A 15,310-nucleotide genomic window follows, 5' to 3' on the forward strand; every position below is an offset into this window, starting at 1 on the left:
TCAGTCCTCCCGGGCATAGCCCTTGCACAGCTCATACAGGGTGGTCACGCCCGCGCCGGTGGCGCCGTTGGTCTGATAGGCCCAGCGGGGGGAATCCACCCAGGCGGTACCCGCGATGTCAATGTGGATCCAGGGGCGCTCCTCCACAAAGGCGCCGATGAAGAGACCGGCGGTGATGGTGCCGCAGCCGTCGGTGGAGACGTTGGACACATCGGCCACGGGGCTCTCGATCATCTTCCGGTACTCGGGGAAAGCGGGCAGGCGCCAGTACTGCTCGCCGCTGCGGCCATAGGCGCTCTGGAAGGCGGCGCAGAAGTCCTCGTCGTTGGAGAGGAAGCCGGCGGTGGTGAAGCCGAACATGCCCACCACGGCCCCGGTGAGGGTGGCGATGTCCACCACCTTGGCGGCCCCCTCCTTCTCCACGGCGTAGGTCACGGCGTCGGCCAGGATGAGGCGGCCCTCGGCGTCGGTGTTGCCCACCTCAATGGTCTTGCCCGACATGGAGCCGATCACATCGCCGGGGATAAAGCTCTCGGGGGAGATACGGTTCTCCACGGAGGGGATGACCACGGTGACGTTGACGGGCACCTGATTCGCCGCCAGCGCCAGCAGCGCGCCACACACAGCCGCGCCGCCCGCCATGTCGCCCTTGATGCCCTTCATGGAGCTGGAGGCCTTGAGGCAGTATCCGCCGGTGTCGCAGGTCACGCCCTTGCCCACCAGGGCGATGGGGGCCTCCCCCTCCTTGCCGCCCTTGTAGCGCAGGACGATGAGCCGGGGAGCGTGGGCGGCGCTGGTCCCCACGGTGAGGAAGGCCTCCATGCCCAGAGCACGGGCCTGGGCCTCATCCAGCACCTCGGTCTCGATGCCCAGGGCCTGGGCCTCCTTCACCATCCGGCGGGCCATGTCGTCGGGGGTGAGCTTGTTGGCCGGGCAGTTGACCAGATCCCGGGCAAAGCAGATGGCCCGGGTGAGGATGTCGGTCTCCCGGAGGGCCGCTTCACATCCGTCGGGGGCGTCCAGATAGAGGGCTACGGCGGGACCCTCTTCCTTCCAGGACTCGGTGCGGTAGAGGGCCAGCTCAGCACCCTGAACCATGGCGGCCACACCCGCCGCGCCCAGCACGGCGTGGACTCCGGCCCCGTCCAGCACGATGCCGGAGCCGCCCAGATCCCGGATGGCCTTGACCCCCTTGGCGGCGGCCACGCGGATCTGCTCGGCGGTCACCTTGCCGCTCTCGCCCAGCTCCGCGGTGAGCACGCAGCAGCCCTCGCCGGGCTGGACCTGCTGGCCCGCCTTTCCGCCGCAGGCCTGAAGGCGCAGCTTCCACGGTATGTTCTGTCCCTGATAGCGTTCGATCATGTTCAATTCCTCCTGATCTTAACATGGAAAACAAAACCGCCCCGCCCGCCGCAGGCGGACAGGGCGGTGCTGATTCTATTACTTCTGCACCTCGTGGCAGGCCACAAAGTGACCGGGGGCCACTTCCTGGAAGGCCGGGCTCTCCTGACGGCACCGGTCGGTGGCGTAGGGGCAGCGGCCGGCAAAGCGGCAGCCGGGGCCCAGGTTCACGGGGCTGGGGATGCTGCCGTGGAGCATGATGCGCTTGCGGCTGGTCTCCAGCTTGGGGTCGGCCAGAGGGATGGCCGAGAACATGGCCTGGGTATAGGGGTGGAGGGGATGCTCAAAGATCTCGTCGCTGGTGGTCAGCTCCACCATGCTGCCCAGATACATGACGCCCACACGGTCGGAGATGTGCTTGATCATGGAGAGGTCATGGGCGATGAAGAGATAGGTGAGTCCCCGTTCCTTCTGGAGGTCCTGGAACAGGTTGATGACCTGGGCCTGGATGGACACGTCCAGAGCGGAGATGGGCTCGTCGGCGATGATGAAGTCGGGATTCACAGCCAGGGCGCGGGCGATGCCCACACGCTGACGCTGGCCGCCGGAGAACTCGTGGGGGAAGCGGTTGGCGTGCTCCCGCTGGAGGCCGACGGTCTCCAGCAGGCGGATGACCATCTCCTCCCGCTCCTTGCGGTCCTTGGCCAGGCCGTGGTTGTCGATGCCCTCGGCCACGATGTCCATGACCTTCATGCGCTGATTCAGAGAGGCATAGGGGTCCTGGAAGACCATCTGCACCCGGCGGGTGAACTCCTTGTGTTCGGCAGCGCTCTGCTTGCCCACCACTTCCTTGCCGTCAAAGATGACCTTGCCGTCGGTGGGCTTGTAGAGCTGGATGACGGTGCGGCCCAGGGTGGACTTGCCGCAGCCCGACTCGCCCACGAGGCCCAGGGTCTCGCCCTTGTAGATGTCAAAGGTCACGTCGTCCACGGCCTTGAGGGTCTGCTTCTTCCCCACGGGGAAGTACTTCTTCAGGTGCTGGACGGAAACCAATACGTTCTTGTCATTCATCACTGATTCTCCCCCTCCGGTTGACATCTGGCGTCGTGGAGCCAGCAGGCGGAGGTGTGGCCCGCTTCAAACTCCGTAAAGACGGGACGGTACTCCTGGCACACCTTCATGGTGTGGGCGCACCGGGCCGCAAAGGGGCAGCCCTTGGGCGGATTCATCAGATCCGGGGGCGTGCCCAGGATGGTGTGGAGCTTGTCCGTCTTTTCATGGAGCTTGGGCACCGCGGCCAGCAGGCCCTTGGTGTAGGGATGCTGGGGACGGTAGAAGATGTCCTCCACGCTGCCCGTCTCCACCACGGTGCCGCCGTACATGACGCACACCCGCTGGGCGATGTTGGCCACCACACCCAGGTTGTGGGTGATGATGATGATGGAGGTGTCGATCTTGCTCTGAAGCTCCTTCATCAGGTCCAGGATCTGGGCCTGGATGGTCACGTCCAGGGCGGTGGTGGGCTCGTCGGCGATGAGGACCTTGGGGTCACAGGCCAGGGCGATGGCGATGACGATGCGCTGGCGCATACCGCCGGAGAGCTCATGGGGATACTGCTTGTAGCGCATCTCCGGGTTGGAGATGCCCACCAGCTCGATGAGCTCCAGGGCCCGGGCCTTCATCTGCTCCTTGCTCATGTCCTTGCGGTGAGCCTTGAGCATCTCCACGATCTGCTTGCCCACGGTCATGGTGGGGTTCAGGCTGGTCATGGGGTCCTGGAAGATCATGGCGATGTCGCTGCCCCGGATCTTGAGCATCTCCCGCTCGGTGAGCTGGGTGAGCTCCCGGCCCTCCAGCTTCACGCTGCCGCCGGAGATCCGGCCGTTGGAGGGGAGCAGGCGCATGGTGGCCTTCACGCTGATGGACTTGCCGCAGCCCGACTCGCCCACGATGGCCAGGGTCTCGCCCTTCTTCAGATAAAAGTCCACACCGCGCACGGCCTTGACCAGTCCGTGGTGGGTCTTGATCTCCACATGGAGATCTTCTACTCTCAAAATATCATCCATGTGTCTCACCTACTTACTCATTCTGGGATCCAGGGCGTCACGCAGGCCGTCGCCCAGGATGCTGAAACAGACCATGATCAGAATGATCACGATGGCGGGGCAGATCAGCAGATAGGGATAGCTCTGAAGCACGGAATAACCGTTGTTGATCAGAACGCCCAGGGAGGCCTGGGGCTCGGACAGGCCGATACCGATGAAGCTGAGGAAGGCCTCGGTGAAGATGGCGCTGGGGATGGTAAACATGGCGTTAATCACGATGATGCCCACGGTGTTGGGGATCAGGTGGCGCAGGATGATGTTCTTCTGGGAGGTACCCAGCACCTCGGCCGCCATGACGAACTCCTGGTTCTTGAGCTGGAGGATGCGGGCGCGCACCAGACGGGCCATGTTGACCCAGCCGGTGATGGCCAGCGCCACGATGATGGTGCCCACACCGGCGGGCAGCACCATCATCAGCAAGATCACGATGATGAGGTGGGGGATGCCGACCAGGATCTCAATGATGCGCTGCATGATGGCGTCCACCTTGCCGCCCAGCAGGGCGGAGACCGCACCGTAGGTCACGCCCACGAAGAGGTCCAGGCAGGCGGCCACAAAACCGATGAGCAGGGAGATGCGGGTGCCGTACCAGATACGGGTGAACTGGTCGCGGCCGTACATGTCCGTGCCGAAGAGATGGGCCAGGCTGGGGCCCTGGTAGGTGGCGCTGTAATCGGTCTGTGCAAAGTTATAGGGGCTGAACACAGGGCCCAGGATGGCCAGAGCCACGATGGCGATGATGACAAAGAGGCTCACCACGGCGGCCTTGTTCTGCTTCAGACGGATCCAGCCGTCCTGCCAGGCGGTGAGGCTGGGGCGGCCGATCCGCTCGCGCTCGCCCTGATCCACCTGCACCTTGGTAAAGAGCTCCCGGGGGATGTTCTGATAGTCCATGTTCTTTTCCTGGTTCATGCTCATCCCTCCTTACTGCCCTGGATGCGGATCCGGGGATCGATCACGGAATAGAGGATATCCACGACCATGATGACAAAGATGTAGAAGGCGCTGTAAAACACCGTAATGCCCATGATGGTGGAGTAGTCGTTGTTCTTGATGCAGTCCACGAACAGAGAGCCGATGCCGGGGACCGAGTAGATGCTCTCCACGGCCAGAGAGCCGGTGAGCAGGTTGACCACCACGGGGCCCAGGATGGTGACCACCGGGATGATGGAGTTGCGCACGGCATGGACCATGAGGACCTTGAACTGGCTCAGGCCCTTGGCCCGGGCAGTGGTGATGTAGTCCTGCTCCAGCACGTCCAGCATCTCGGTGCGGATGAACCGGGCAAACATGGCCGTGGCGCTGAAGGAGAGGGCGATGGAGGGCAGCACCGAACAGGCCCAGTTGGTCCAGAAGGCCACCGGCAGGATTCCCCACTGAAGGCCCACATAGTACTGCAGCAGGGCGGCCACAACGAAGTTGGGCACACTCACGCCCAGCACGGCGATGACCATGGTAAAGTAGTCGATGCCGCTGTTATGCTTCCAGGCGGCGATGATACCCAGGGTGAGTCCCACCGCCAGGCCCAGCAGCACCGCCTGGATGCCGATGAGCATGGACGGACCAAGACGGCTGAAGATGACGTCGGCCACCGGACGGCCGGTGTACAGGAAAGACGTGCCCAGGTCGCCCCGGATGAGGTTGCCCAGGTACTTGATGTACTGCACCGGCACCGGATCATTCAGACCGTATTTTTCCAGCATGATCTCCTGCTGCTCAGGCGCCAGCATGGAGAAGCGCTCGGTATCAAACGGCGTGCCGGGGAGCTTCTTCATCAGGAAGAAGGTGACTGTGATGATAATAAGGAGCGTAAGCACAAGATACACCAGGCGCTTGCCAATGTATTTTAACATTCTGCTTCCCCCGTTCCTTTCTGGAGTTTAAAGAATTGAGGCCCGCGCTGCGGACCGGGTATGGATCTGGAACCGTGGCAGAAGGTCGAACCCCTGCTCGGCCTCCCGCCACGGCTCAGATACGAGTCTGTGCCGTGGGTCTCCCCGGAGCCGGGATGATTCCCGGCCCCGGAGAGTGGAAGCGGAAGAGGCAGATTAGCCCTCCGCGCTGTCAGCAAAGTGCGCGAACTTGAACTCGACGGGGCTGCCCAGGGGGTGCATGATCAGGTCCTGGACCTCCGCGCTCTGCAGGTAGGCAAAGCCCTTGTAGTACAGGGGGGACACCACGGCGTCCTCCTCCACCAGCAGCTTCTCGGCGTCCAGCATGCTCTGCAGGCGGGTCTCGGCGTTGGCGTCAGCCTTGGCGGAGAGGATCAGCTCGCTGTAAGCGGGGTTGGCATAGTTGCCGCGGTAGGGAGTGCTCTTGCCGGTCTTGGCGTCGGCGATCCACAGATCCAGGAAGGTCATGGCGTCGTCGTAGTCAGCGCCCCAGGCGGTGATGGCGAACTGATAGTTGTTGTTGTCCATCAGCTCGTTGCGGGCCTTGCTGGTCTTGGAGTCGATGGCGACCTCAATGCCCAGGTTGTCGCGGAACTGGCTCTGAACGAAGGTAGCGATGTTCTTGGTCACGGAGTCGTCGGCGATGAGCAGGGAGAGCTTGGGCTCGGAACCCAGCTCGGCCACGCCCTTCTCCCAGTACTCCTTGGCCAGGTCGGGATCGAAGGAAGAGATGTTGCCGTTGAGCTCACGGAAGGTGCCCTCATCGCTGCCGGACACGCCGAAGGAGACCAGGCCCTCAGAGGCAGCGGAGCCGTCGGCCAGGATGGTGTCAGCCAGGATGGAGCGGTCAATGGCGTAGCCCAGAGCCTTACGGATGTTGGCGTTGCTCAGAGCGGGGTCCTCCATGTTGTACTGGAGGTAGGTGACGCGGAACTCGGTCACGGTGTGGAACTCGGGATCGTCCTTGTACTTGGCCACGTCGGAGGAGGACAGGTTGACCTTGTCCAGAGTACCGGCCTGATAGGCGTTCAGGGCAGCGGAGGCGTCCTTGATGATCTTGACTTCCACGTTGGGGATGGCCACGTTCTCAGCGTCCCAGTACTTGTCGTTCTTCTTCAGCGTGGTGCCCACGGCGGGGTCATAGCTGGTGATGACATAGGGACCGCAGTAGATCATGTTCTCGGCCTTGATGCCGTAGTTGTCGCCCTGCTCGGTGACAAAGGCCTCGTTCAGGGGGAAGTACATGCTCAGGGTGGTCAGGTACAGGAAGTAGGGGGTGGGATTCTTCAGGTGGACTTCCAGGGTGCGGTCGTCCACCGCCTTGACGCCCACTTCCTCGGCGGAGACCTTGTTCTCGCCGTACTCAGCGCCGTTGACGATGTAGTCGGTCATGATGAAGTTGTAGCCGTTGGTGGCATCCGCGCTCATCTGCTTGAGCCAGGCAAACACAAAGTCGTTGGCGGTCAGGGGAGTGCCGTTGGACCACTCCAGGCCCTCGCGCAGGGTAAAGGTATAGGTGAGGCCGTCCTCGGAGACGGTGTAATCCTCACACAGGGCCTTCTCGGGCTCGTGGTTGGCGTCCAGACGGAACAGGCCCTCAAAGGTGTTGTTCAGGATGGTGAAGGACTGAGTATCCGAAGCGGCCCACTGGACCAGGGTACGGATCTCATTGCTGTCATAGTAGACCAGAGTATCGCGGGTGGTGGTGGCGGTTCCGGGGTCACCGCTGGTGGTGGGAGTACCGCTTCCGGTATCGCCGCCGGTGAACCCGCAGCCCGCCAGCGTCGACACCAGAAGTGCCGAAGCTAGGACGGTAGAAACGAGCTTTTTCTTCATGTTTCATTCTCCTCTTGTCTTGGATTTGTTAAAATGCATGTGCATACTTAACCTGAAATCAGTTGCTCCGCCTGCTGGCAGACAGCCAGCGCCGGCAAAACCGTGCGGATATCCAGCCTTCCCGGACTGCGTCCCCCGCGGAGCTCCTCCAGCAAGGTGTCGATCTGCCGCCCATAGGGGTCCCAGGTGGGGAAGCACTCCTCCTCCATTCCCTGGGGCGTATACCGCCGCCAGCGGTCGGAGGCCAGGCGGCTGTCAAACCGGATGAGTTCATCGGTAAAGGCGGCCTCCACCCCCGCCTCCAGTCCGGAGGCAAAGCCGGATGGAAGACACCAGGAGGCGTAGAGCACCGCGCAGAAGGTGGGATAGCGGAGAAACAGGGTCACGCTCTCCCCTCCCGGTCCTTCGGAGGCCTCCACCCGCTCGGGCGGTCCAAACAGGGAGACCACATAGTCCACATCGTGGATGGCCAGATCAAAGAGGACCCCGCCCGAGCGCTTTGGATCGGCCAGCCAGCCCCCGTCGCTCCAGTCCGGCCGGGGCTGCCGCCGCCAGAGGGTCAAGGTGTGCAGCCGCTCCCGCCCCGCCGTGAGCCGGTGGGAGAGGGCCTCATAGGCATCCCACGAGCGCAGCACCTGGGCCACCGCGAGAGTGGTGCCGGTCTGTTCTGCCCGGTCCGCCATGGCGATGGCGTCCTCCAGAGAGAGGGCCGCCGGTTTTTCACACAGGATATGGGGCACGCGCCCCATCAGCGCCTCTGTCGCAGAGCGGTGCAGATCGCTGGGCAGACAGATCACCGCCAGATCCGGACGGCGGGGGAGGGTTTCCAGCTCCTCCGGGCCGGCCAGGATGCGGGTGCCTGATGCCCCGGGCAGGGGTTCTCCCCCGCCCCGCCGGCTGATCACCGCCGTGATGGTCACATCCGTCCGCCGGGCCAGCCGCGCGCTGTGGAGGCGGGCCATATTTCCGGTGCCCCAGATCAGGACTTCCATCCCGTGCCCTCCTCCTTATCTTATTGGCACATCTCGTCCAGCACATGGCGCAGGGCCAGGGCCCCGCCGCCGATGAGATGGCCGCTGACGCCGAAGCTCTCAAACCGGAGCTGAAAGGTATTCTGCATGTATTCATTGAGCTTGCTGCGGTAATTCCGCTCCACCAGCGTGGAGAAGATCGGGTTCTGACGCAGCATGCTGCCGCACAGGAGCACCACTTCCGGCGCGTAGGTATTGGCCAGCAGATTGATGGCAATGGAGGTATACTCTACGACCTGGGTGATGAGGGCCACCGCAAAGGGATCTCCCCGCTGAAAATAATCAAAGAGGCCCTTCATGTCGATGTTGGGATAGACGGTGCGGGCCTCGGCCAGAATGGTCCGCTGGGACAGATGGGTCTGGAGGCAGCCTACTTTGCCGCACTCACAGATCTTGCCCGCCGGATTGAGGATGATGTGGCCGATCTCCCCGGCCATATTCTCTCTTCCCCGATAGATCTCTCCATTGAGGATCACCGCCGCGCCGATACCATCTCCGATGCTCAGCACCACCATACTCCGGCTGCCGGCGCAGGCGCCGAAGTGGTGTTCCGCCAGAGCGATGGCCTTGGTGTCGTTCTCCAGGACAAATTCATATCCAGGCAGACGGCTGTGGAGATATTGGGTGACCGCCACATTCCGCCAGCGGAAGTTGGCCGAAAACTCCAGCTCTCCCCGGTCGATATCCACAATTCCGGGGACTACCACACCGATGGTGGAGCGCATCTCCCGGTTTCGGTGCTTCTCCAGGAAAACCTCCAGGCGTGCCGCCATCCAGGGCAGGATCTCCTCCGGAGTGAATTCCCCCTCGGGCACCGGCTCCATCTCGTGGGCCCAAAGGCTTCCCCCGGGGTCCACCAGGCCCAGGTGCAGATATTCCCGCTCCAGGCAGACGCTGGTGCAGAAGAGCCGCTCCCGCTCCAGAGAGAGCACCCGGGGAGGACGTCCCACCTGGTTGCCGTTCTCCTTTTCCTGCTCCCGCAGCACGCCGCGGGCCATCAGCTCGTCCACGATGCGTCCCACCGTCACGATGCTCATACCGGTGGCTTCCGCCGCCTGTGCCCGGGACATCTCCCCTGCGTTGCGGATGGCTGCGAGCACCAGTTTGGTGTTATTTCGGTGCATCAGTGTGCGATCCACCTTTTTTCCCGCAACCATATTCCGCCTTCCCTTCCATTTATAACATGATTTAATTAACTCGCTGTACAATTTCTCTCTTTCTGTTCTGTATTATACTCAATATCTCCGCAAATTGCAAGCTCTTATTGACAGATAACACAAATTTCATTATAATTAATGCACCAGGCAAAATTAAATTATTAAGGTGATGTTAAAAATGAGTAGCGTGATTTTGGAGGTCTGCTGCGGCAGCGCAGACGATGTCATCCAGGCCCACAAGGCGGGCGCCCACCGGGTTGAGCTCAACAGCAATCTCTTCCACGGCGGCCTCACTCCCACCATTGGCGAGCTGGTCGTCGCCAAGCGGGAGACCGGCATGAAGATCATGACCATGGTCCGTCCCCGTGAGGGCGGCTTCTGCTACACCGATGCGGAGTTTGCCACCGCCATCGAGGACGCCAAGCAGCTCCTGGCCAACGGCACCGACGGTCTGGTCTTCGGTTTCCTCCATCAGGACGGTACGCTGGACAAGGAGCGCACCCGCATCCTGGCCGAGCTGGCTCAGGAGGCCGGTAAGGAGACCGTGTTCCACCGGGCCATCGACGTGGTCCCCGACTGGAAGGAAGTGCTGGACGTGCTCATCGAGCTGGGCATCACCCGCGTCCTCACCAGCGGACAGGAGCCCGACGTGTCCCTGGGCACCGACACCGTGCGTGAGATGATCCAGTACGCCGCCGGCCGCATTCAGATCCTGCCCGGCGCCGGTATCACCGCCCGCAACATGGACCGCATCATCTCTGAGACCGGCTGTGACCAGATCCATCTGGCCGCCCACAAGACCCTCTCCGACACCTCCGTCAACAACAACCGCGCCATCTATTACGGCGGCGCCCTCTATCCCCCCGAGGATCGCTTCAGCGTCATCGACAGCGATTACATCGGCGGCATGGTGGGCCGTCTGCCCGGCTGATCCTGCGTATCCCTTCCCCCGCCCATCTGGGCGGGGGAATTTTTTTGTTCTGTACGGCATGTTTTCCGCCGTCTCATTTGATTTCAAAAATAAGGAAGGCATGGAGCACACGCCGTTCCGGCATACTACCCTTAGTGAATTTGGAAAGGCGGCGTGATGGTATGCGGCGTTGGCTTCTGTTTGTCCTGCCGGTCCTGGCATGGAGTCTGTGCGCGGCAGCTCTTCTGACCGCGCCGTCCGCCGTTCCGGCGGATGTCCCTCTGCCGGTGGAGGAGACACCTGCACCCTCCTCCACCCCATCGGGCGGACTCATTGCCCTCACCTTTGACGACGGCCCCCGTCGCTCCACCACCACCGCCCTGCTGGACGGCCTGGCCGCGCGCGGGGTGCAGGCGACCTTCTTTCTCATCGGAAAGCAGGTGGCCGAGTATAACCAGGATCTGCTCCAGCGGATGGACGCGGAGGGCCATCAGATCGGCATCCATACCTACGACCACGTGATGCTCTCCGGGCTCAATGCCGCTGATTTCTCCGCACAGGTGGACAAGACCCGGTCGCTCTTTCAATCGATTTTGGGCCACAACGGATTTCTGCTCCGTCCGCCCTACGGGAGCACCGATCCCGCGGTGCGCTCCATGGCGGGCTGTCCCATCATCCTGTGGTCCATCGATCCGGAAGACTGGGACGATCAGAACGCGGATCGGGTGGTGGAGCATGTGGTCTCCCGGGCCAAAGACGGGGACATCATCCTCCTCCACGACATCTTCCCCACTTCCGTGGAGGCCGCACTGCGTATCGTGGATCAGCTCCACGCCCGCGGCTTTTATTTTGTCACCGTGGAGGAACTCTTTGCGGCCCGGCATATCACGCTGGAGCCCGGCAAGGTCTACCGCTGCGCCTATCCATAAGAACGTACAAAAATGCGGCACGCTCTCTGGGAGCGTGCCGCATTTCTGATTGGATGAAGTTATACCTCCATGATAACGGGCAGGATCATGGGGTTGCGCTTGGTCTTTTTGTAGAGGAAATTGGAGAGATCGGTCTTGATCTCCGCCTTGATGGCGGACCAGTCGGTGCACCGCTCCCGCTCACACTGCTCCAGCGCGCCCACCGCCACCCGGCGCAGCTCTTCCATCAGTCCCTCGGACTCCTTGACGTAGACAAAGCCGCGGGTAATGATGTCGGGTCCGGAGACCACCGAGCCGTCTTCACTGGACATGGAGACCACCACGACGATCATGCCGTCCTCGGCCAGGTGCTTGCGGTCCCGCAGGACTACGCTGCCCACGTCGCCCACGCCATAGCCGTCCACAAAGACCTTGCCCGCAGGCACGGTCCCGTTGATCTTGGCGGAGTTGGGGGTGAGCTCGATGACCTTGCCGATGTCGCTGATGATGATGCGCCGGGGGTCCATACCCATGTCCTGGGCCAGCTTGGAGTGGGTCTTGAGCATCCGCTGCTCTCCATGGACGGGGATAAAGAACTTGGGCTTGACCAGGGCGTGGATGATCTTGAGCTCCTCCTGGCAGGCGTGGCCCGACACATGGAGGGGCCCGCTGCGCTCGTTGATGACCTCGGCGTCCTTGCGGTAGAGCTCGTTGATGACGCTGCCGATGGCGTTCTCATTGCCCGGGATGGCGGAGGCCGAGAGGATCACCCGGTCCCCGGCGCGGATCTCCACCTGCTTGTGGGTGTTGAAGGCCATGCGGGTGAGGGCGGACATGGTCTCGCCCTGGCTTCCGGTGGTGATGATGCACACCTTATTGTCGGGCAGGCTCTTGATGTGGTTGACGTCCACCAGGACGCCGTCCGGGATCTTCATATATCCCAGCTCCACCGACACCTTCATGGCGTTCTCCATGCTCCGTCCGGTCACGGCCACCTTGCGCCCATACTTGGCCGCCACTGAGATCACCTGCTGGAGCCGGTCCACATTGGAGGCAAAGGTGGTGACGATGATGCGGTTATCGCATCCCCGGAACAGCGCGTCAAAGGACTCGCCCACGCTCCGCTCACTCTTGGTAAAGCCGGGGCGCTCCACATTGGTGGAGTCGGCCAGCAGGGCCAGAACGCCCTTCTTCCCCAGCTCGCCCAGGCGGGCCAGATCGGTCATGCCGCCCTGGATGGGGGTGGTATCGATCTTGAAGTCGCCCGTGTGGACCACCGTGCCCACCGGCGTCTTGATGGCAAAGGCCACCGCGTCGGCAATGGAGTGGTTCACGTGGATGAACTCCACCGAGAACTTCCCGGCCTTGACCACCTCGCCCGCCTCGCAGGTGATGAGCTTGGTCTTGTCCACCAGGCGGTGCTCCTCCAGCTTGAGCCGCACCAGCCCCGCCGTCATGCGGGTAGCATAGATGGGCGCGTTGATGCTGCGCAGGAGATAGGGGATGGAACCGATGTGGTCCTCGTGCCCGTGGGTGAGGAAAATACCCCGGATCTTGTCCTGGTTCTTGATGAGATAGGTGAAGTCCGGGATGACCACGTCAATGCCGTACATATCGTCATCCGGGAAACCCATGCCCACATCTACTACAATAATATCCCCGCCGTATTCATATACGGTCAGATTCTTGCCGATCTCATTGAGACCGCCCAGGGAAATAATTTTCAGTTTTTCTGCCATATTGAGATTCAAACACTCCTTTTCGAAATAACACATAATCGAATATCATCTCGTCCGCCGCAGCTCGAAGACACGCGCCGGACGCAAGGACACTTTATTTTGGGCGCACGAAACCAAGGGCGGCCCGCCCCGCTCTTTCCGGCCCTGCCTCGCCGAAAAAAGGGGATCGTTTTCTCCGTCCCGGAATCGGATGTAAGCTGTGTCCTGCCTTATTTTCAGTGCGCTCGACGCACATAAAGCCATAAAAAAGGTACCCACATGGGATACGATGGTAGTTATAGTATACCATGCTTTCCCACAAAAGTATACTTCTATTTTCCGCACGTCCCGTCGGCACGGTCCCCTTCCCCGTTTTCCGCGGTCTTTCTCCTTTGCAATTGGGGGAAAATATGGTACAATCGACTGCATGAAATAACCGCATGTCTGCGCGGAGAAAGAGGATGTGTTCCCATGCAGGAGATCAAGCCGGGCCGTTACCGCCACTTCAAGGGGATGGAGTATCAGGTGCTCTATACCGCCCGCCACTCGGAGACCATGGAGCCCATGGTGGTCTACCAGGCACTCTATGGGGAGCGCGGCATCTGGGTCCGCCCGGCCGCCATGTGGAGCGAGTGGGTGGAGCGGGACGGCTATGCCGGTCCGCGTTTTCACCCCATCGAGGAGGAATAAACCGGTGAACATTCAGATTTTCGGCACCTCCAAGTGCTTTGACACCAAGAAGGCCCAGCGCTATTTTAAGGAGCGCCGGGTCAAATTCCAGTTCGTGGACCTGTCCAAATACGGCATCAGCAAGGGCGAGCTGACCAGCGTGAAAAACGCCGTGGGGCTGGAGGCCCTCATCAACGCCAAGCACCCGGACGCGGCCCTGCTCACCTATCTGGCCTACGACGCCGACAAGCTGGAGAAGCTGCTGGAGGATCCCCGGCTGCTGTGCACGCCCATTGTCCGCAACGGGAAGCAGGCCACGGTGGGCTACTGCCCGGACATTTGGAAAACCTGGGAATAACGCTTTGGGCCCTGCGCCCCTCCTTCGGAGGGCTGCGCAGGGCCTGTTTTTTTACCGATAGCGCTCCCCCACCTGCTCCAGCTGGCGCCGGTAGGCCTCCACCGCCCAGTCCGGTCCGGTGAGCTCCACCCCCGTGCCCAGGCCGAAGATCCAGCCCAGGAACTGCGGGCTCACCACCACCGGCACGGTGACGGTAAAATGGTCCTCCCCGTCGGGGATCAGGATGCTCTCCGCCCCGAAGCGGTCCAGCACCACACCCACCAGGCTCTTCTCGCACCGCAGGCGGACCTGCCCCTCTCGGCCGCCGAACATACCGAAGTGCTTTTGTCCATAGGCGGCCGCGTCAAAGGCCCGGCCGGTCCCCTCCCCCTCTCTGGGCTGGGAGAGAACGGTGAGGCCGTCCATCTTGTCCACCCGGTAGTGGCGTATCTCCCCCTTGTCGTGGTCAAATCCGGCCAGGTAGTAGTTCTCACTGTCCCAGATCAGCCCGTAGGGGGAGACCCGGTAGTGGGCGCCCGCCCGGCGGAAGACCTTCTCCTTGGCCACATTGTACTCAAAGTACCGGAAGGAGACCTGCCGCCCGGTGGAGAGGGCTGTATGGAGCTGGTCGATGGTATAGTAGACACTCTCGTTCATGGTCTTGGCCCGGCCCGTCACATAGACCTGCCGCTGGAGCTGGCGGGCCTGGTAGACACTGGAGAGCCCCTCCAGCTTGCGGATGAGGGCCCGGCTCTTGTCCGGCGTGATGAACTTACAGGACTGCACTGCGTCCACCAGCAGCTTGAGCTCGGGCAGCTGGAAAAGCCGCTCTCCCACAAACCAGCCTCCGCCCCGTCCCCGGCGCTGGTGGATGTCCAGTCCAAAGCGGGACAGGGTCTCCATATCGTCATAGAGGCTCTTCCGCTCGGCGGCGATCCCCCGTTCCGCCAGCGCAGCGCGCAGCTCCTCGGTGGTCAGGGGATGCTCTTCATCGGAGCGCTCCAGCAGCAGGGCCTGGAGGGTGAGCAGCTTCAGCTTCTGGTTGAAATGTCTGGCCACGGCGGGCACCTCATCCTTCTTTTGGGATTCTTTCATTTTAGTATACCTTCTTTTTCCGGTTTGGGAAAGGGCTCTCCGCGCCTTTACGCAGTGCCGCTTTCCCTCGATAAAGTGAGAAAATATACAGTTCTTTTCCCGCTTTCCCCCTTTTTCCCTCTCAGATGTCTCCATTTTCCGTTTTGAAATATTTTCATTTCGATATTGCAATCTGCCCAAATGTCTCTTCTGTCCCGCCCGCTTCTTTTCCCTTTTTTCACCGTTCCACTTTACAAATATCAGAATTTATGCTAGTATTTTAGTAATTATAAAATTCTCTGCCCGCAATTCAAAAATGCAACTTTACACAA

The 15,310-nt window shown here is 61.5% G+C and carries 14 protein-coding genes; 4 read left to right on the forward strand and 10 right to left on the reverse strand.

Annotated features, from left to right (window positions below):
- From INF37_RS05970 to INF37_RS06005, 8 genes are all read right to left on the reverse strand, one after another.
- Positions 1-1,362, reverse strand: coding sequence for a leucyl aminopeptidase family protein (locus INF37_RS05970; RefSeq protein ID WP_235964233.1), 1,362 nt, complete (start codon positions 1,360-1,362; stop codon positions 1-3).
- Positions 1,363-1,440: 78 nt separating this feature from the next.
- Positions 1,441-2,412, reverse strand: a complete 972-nt coding sequence (locus INF37_RS05975; protein WP_101691215.1) for an ABC transporter ATP-binding protein — start codon at positions 2,410-2,412, stop codon at positions 1,441-1,443.
- Positions 2,412-3,407, reverse strand: coding sequence for an ABC transporter ATP-binding protein (locus INF37_RS05980; RefSeq protein WP_101691214.1), 996 nt, complete (start codon positions 3,405-3,407; stop codon positions 2,412-2,414). Before INF37_RS05980 ends, INF37_RS05975 begins: the two co-directional genes overlap by 1 nt.
- 9 nt (positions 3,408-3,416) lie before the next feature.
- A complete protein-coding gene (locus INF37_RS05985; protein ID WP_101691213.1) occupies positions 3,417-4,358 on the reverse strand; it encodes an ABC transporter permease in 942 nt (313 codons plus the stop codon).
- Between the two features lie 2 nt (positions 4,359-4,360).
- Positions 4,361-5,299, reverse strand: coding sequence for an ABC transporter permease (locus INF37_RS05990; protein WP_193537083.1), 939 nt, complete (start codon positions 5,297-5,299; stop codon positions 4,361-4,363).
- A 195-nt stretch (positions 5,300-5,494) separates the two neighbouring features.
- Positions 5,495-7,174: a peptide ABC transporter substrate-binding protein gene (locus INF37_RS05995; protein WP_193537085.1), complete on the reverse strand. Its 1,680-nt coding sequence runs from the start codon at positions 7,172-7,174 to the stop codon at positions 5,495-5,497.
- A 47-nt stretch (positions 7,175-7,221) separates the two neighbouring features.
- Positions 7,222-8,166, reverse strand: coding sequence for a Gfo/Idh/MocA family oxidoreductase (locus INF37_RS06000; RefSeq protein ID WP_193537086.1), 945 nt, complete (start codon positions 8,164-8,166; stop codon positions 7,222-7,224).
- Positions 8,167-8,186: 20 nt separating this feature from the next.
- Complete coding sequence (locus tag INF37_RS06005; protein WP_193537088.1) at positions 8,187-9,362, reverse strand: ROK family transcriptional regulator; 1,176 nt, start codon at positions 9,360-9,362, stop codon at positions 8,187-8,189.
- Between the two features lie 178 nt (positions 9,363-9,540).
- On the opposite strand from INF37_RS06005, the gene INF37_RS06010 reads away from it, so the two are divergent.
- The gene (locus tag INF37_RS06010) at positions 9,541-10,293 is read left to right on the forward strand and encodes a copper homeostasis protein CutC (protein ID WP_193537090.1); all 753 of its coding nucleotides are present in this window, start codon (positions 9,541-9,543) and stop codon (positions 10,291-10,293) included.
- A gap of 161 nt (positions 10,294-10,454) precedes the next feature.
- Positions 10,455-11,201 carry a polysaccharide deacetylase family protein gene (locus tag INF37_RS06015; protein WP_186963295.1) on the forward strand — a complete coding sequence of 249 codons (747 nt, stop codon included), beginning with the start codon at positions 10,455-10,457 and terminating at the stop codon, positions 11,199-11,201.
- A 59-nt stretch (positions 11,202-11,260) separates the two neighbouring features.
- On the opposite strand, the gene INF37_RS06020 is transcribed toward INF37_RS06015, so the two are convergent.
- Positions 11,261-12,919 (reverse strand): ribonuclease J, encoded by a 1,659-nt coding sequence (locus tag INF37_RS06020; RefSeq protein ID WP_101691206.1) that lies wholly within the window; start codon positions 12,917-12,919, stop codon positions 11,261-11,263.
- A 450-nt stretch (positions 12,920-13,369) separates the two neighbouring features.
- Here INF37_RS06020 and INF37_RS06025 point away from each other — a divergent pair, with 450 nt between their 5' ends.
- Both INF37_RS06025 and INF37_RS06030 read left to right on the forward strand, forming a co-directional pair.
- The gene (locus INF37_RS06025) at positions 13,370-13,588 is read left to right on the forward strand and encodes a DUF1653 domain-containing protein (RefSeq protein ID WP_101691205.1); all 219 of its coding nucleotides are present in this window, start codon (positions 13,370-13,372) and stop codon (positions 13,586-13,588) included.
- Between the two features lie 4 nt (positions 13,589-13,592).
- Positions 13,593-13,925: an arsenate reductase family protein gene (locus INF37_RS06030; protein ID WP_101691204.1), complete on the forward strand. Its 333-nt coding sequence runs from the start codon at positions 13,593-13,595 to the stop codon at positions 13,923-13,925.
- 51 nt (positions 13,926-13,976) lie between these two features.
- Here the strand turns inward: INF37_RS06030 and INF37_RS06035 are convergent, their stop codons facing one another.
- Positions 13,977-14,999: a helix-turn-helix transcriptional regulator gene (locus tag INF37_RS06035; protein WP_207730449.1), complete on the reverse strand. Its 1,023-nt coding sequence runs from the start codon at positions 14,997-14,999 to the stop codon at positions 13,977-13,979.
- Between the last annotated feature and the right edge of the window lie 311 nt (positions 15,000-15,310).

The organism is Pseudoflavonifractor gallinarum (assembly GCF_014982855.1).
Classification (GTDB): domain Bacteria; phylum Bacillota; class Clostridia; order Oscillospirales; family Oscillospiraceae; genus Pseudoflavonifractor_A; species Pseudoflavonifractor_A gallinarum.

Coding starts and splice junctions, on each gene's coding strand:
- INF37_RS06005 (WP_193537088.1), bottom strand. CDS start 9,362: ATGGTTGCGGGAAAAAAGGTGGATCGCACACTGATGCACCGAAATAAC.
- INF37_RS05975 (WP_101691215.1), bottom strand. CDS start 2,412: ATGAATGACAAGAACGTATTGGTTTCCGTCCAGCACCTGAAGAAGTAC.
- INF37_RS06000 (WP_193537086.1), bottom strand. CDS start 8,166: ATGGAAGTCCTGATCTGGGGCACCGGAAATATGGCCCGCCTCCACAGC.
- INF37_RS06010 (WP_193537090.1), top strand. CDS start 9,541: ATGAGTAGCGTGATTTTGGAGGTCTGCTGCGGCAGCGCAGACGATGTC.
- INF37_RS05980 (WP_101691214.1), bottom strand. CDS start 3,407: ATGGATGATATTTTGAGAGTAGAAGATCTCCATGTGGAGATCAAGACC.
- INF37_RS05985 (WP_101691213.1), bottom strand. CDS start 4,358: ATGAACCAGGAAAAGAACATGGACTATCAGAACATCCCCCGGGAGCTC.
- INF37_RS05990 (WP_193537083.1), bottom strand. CDS start 5,299: ATGTTAAAATACATTGGCAAGCGCCTGGTGTATCTTGTGCTTACGCTC.
- INF37_RS06025 (WP_101691205.1), top strand. CDS start 13,370: ATGCAGGAGATCAAGCCGGGCCGTTACCGCCACTTCAAGGGGATGGAG.
- INF37_RS05995 (WP_193537085.1), bottom strand. CDS start 7,174: ATGAAGAAAAAGCTCGTTTCTACCGTCCTAGCTTCGGCACTTCTGGTG.
- INF37_RS06015 (WP_186963295.1), top strand. CDS start 10,455: ATGCGGCGTTGGCTTCTGTTTGTCCTGCCGGTCCTGGCATGGAGTCTG.
- INF37_RS06035 (WP_207730449.1), bottom strand. CDS start 14,999: ATGAAAGAATCCCAAAAGAAGGATGAGGTGCCCGCCGTGGCCAGACAT.
- INF37_RS05970 (WP_235964233.1), bottom strand. CDS start 1,362: ATGATCGAACGCTATCAGGGACAGAACATACCGTGGAAGCTGCGCCTT.
- INF37_RS06020 (WP_101691206.1), bottom strand. CDS start 12,919: ATGGCAGAAAAACTGAAAATTATTTCCCTGGGCGGTCTCAATGAGATC.